We start from the raw sequence: 1,834 nt of genomic DNA on the forward strand, positions 1-1,834 counted from the left end.
GCCAGCAGCAGTGACAATTTTTTGAGCATGCCGCTGGAGTAGCTGTTGACCGGGTTATTAACAAAGATATCCACACCCAGTCTTTCACTGATTTCCCGGATACCTTCCCTATCCCCTCCTTTTGTATTCAGGTACAGGTCCAGTAAGTCGCGTCCCGTAAGGAAAGACGGGTATAGTGGCTCTGCTTCTGCGTAGTTGATCAGGCGGCGGAACTGTACGGGATGTTCCCGGCTGCTCACATTACCCTGAAGTACTATTTCTCCTTTAAAAGGGATCAAACCCGCCATCACCTTCATGCAGGTGGTTTTACCCGCCCCATTTTCGCCCTGCAGCCAATAGATGCCGGCAGGCAGTTCCAGTCGGGCAATATCCAGGATGGGCACATCCTGGTAGTTCTTTTTAACGGCATGAAGGGCAATAACCGGTTCGGACATACGTAATAGCTTAAAAATGTAAATATGAAAAATTAACGCATATATATACACGCTGCGGTGTCTTTTTAACAAATATTTTTTCCGGAGCATTTTTGCGTTGACCGTCATGCGGTTAGCTGTAACAGCAAAAAATTCATCATATATGCCAGTGGTGGACAAGGTACATTTCACATGCTAATGATATTATATATAGATAGGCCTTAAGTCCCGTGAAACATGCTATGCCACTACACCACGAGAATGTTTATTATCTTTTTCCACACCTGTTGAAAACTTAAAAGTGACGCCCATAACTGGATGCTTACATTTGTAATCCTGAGCGTATGGATTTTAGGATGCAGGAATGTTGAAATATGATTTGTGTGAGGAGAAGAGTGTAGATTTCAGTATGCTGACCCCAAACAGAAAAACCGAAAACCTTCGACAGTACCCATAAAATAATTAAAGATGAGTAACGAGAATGAAATTCTTTTAAAAGAGAACAAGGATCGTTTTGTGTTATTGCCGATCAAATACCCTAAAATTTGGGAGCAATACAAAAAGCACGAAGCAAGTTTCTGGACAGCGGAAGAAATAGATTTAAGCAGTGATCTTAAGGACTGGGCAGCGCTGAATGATGGCGAACGTCATTTTATATCTCATGTACTGGCATTTTTTGCAGCCAGCGATGGTATCGTAAATGAGAACCTGGCGGTAAACTTTATGAGTGAAGTACAGATTCCGGAAGCCCGTTGTTTTTACGGTTTCCAGATCATGATGGAAAACATCCACTCTGAAACATATGCATTGCTGATTGACACTTATGTGAAAGATCCGGCAGAGAAAGATCGTTTGTTCCACGCTATTGATACCGTACCTGCTGTGAAAAAGAAAGCAGAATGGGCATTGCGCTGGATTGAGAACGGCAATTTTGCAGAGCGCCTGGTGGCCTTTGCAGCAGTAGAAGGTATTTTCTTCAGTGGTAGCTTCTGCTCAATTTTCTGGTTAAAGAAAAGAGGCTTAATGCCAGGTCTGACTTTCTCTAACGAGCTGATCAGCAGGGATGAAGGACTGCATTGCGAATTTGCCTGCCTGCTTTACAGCATGCTGGAAAATAAGCTGAGTGAAGAAGCAGTACATGGTATTATCCGTGATGCCGTAGCTTATGAAAAAGAATTTATCACAGAAGCCCTGCCGGTTGGTTTAATCGGTATGAACGCTGACCTGATGTCACAGTATATTGAATTTGTGGCTGACAGATGGATTGGTGAACTGGGTTACAGCAAGATATTCAACGCGTCTAACCCATTTGACTTCATGGAAATGATTTCTTTACAGGGTAAGACCAACTTCTTTGAAAAACGTGTGGGAGATTACCAGAAATCCGGCGTAATGGGTGGTACAAAAGAATCACAGACATT

Annotated in this window: 2 protein-coding genes; one reads left to right on the top strand and one right to left on the bottom strand. The window is 43.0% G+C overall.

What is annotated here, in order from left to right; all coding sequences use genetic code 11:
* Positions 1-434, bottom strand: a 434-nt coding sequence (locus tag VIP81_RS05285; protein ID WP_331957427.1) for an ABC transporter ATP-binding protein, incomplete at its 3' end; no start/stop codon positions are given.
* 447 nt (positions 435-881) lie between these two features.
* On the opposite strand from VIP81_RS05285, the gene VIP81_RS05290 reads away from it, so the two are divergent.
* Positions 882-1,834: ribonucleoside-diphosphate reductase small subunit (locus tag VIP81_RS05290; RefSeq protein WP_331957428.1), on the top strand; the 953-nt coding region annotated here is incomplete at its 3' end.

Origin of the sequence: Chitinophaga sp., from assembly GCF_036566945.1 — a bacterium.
In the GTDB taxonomy this organism is placed as follows: Bacteria; Bacteroidota; Bacteroidia; order Chitinophagales; family Chitinophagaceae; genus Chitinophaga.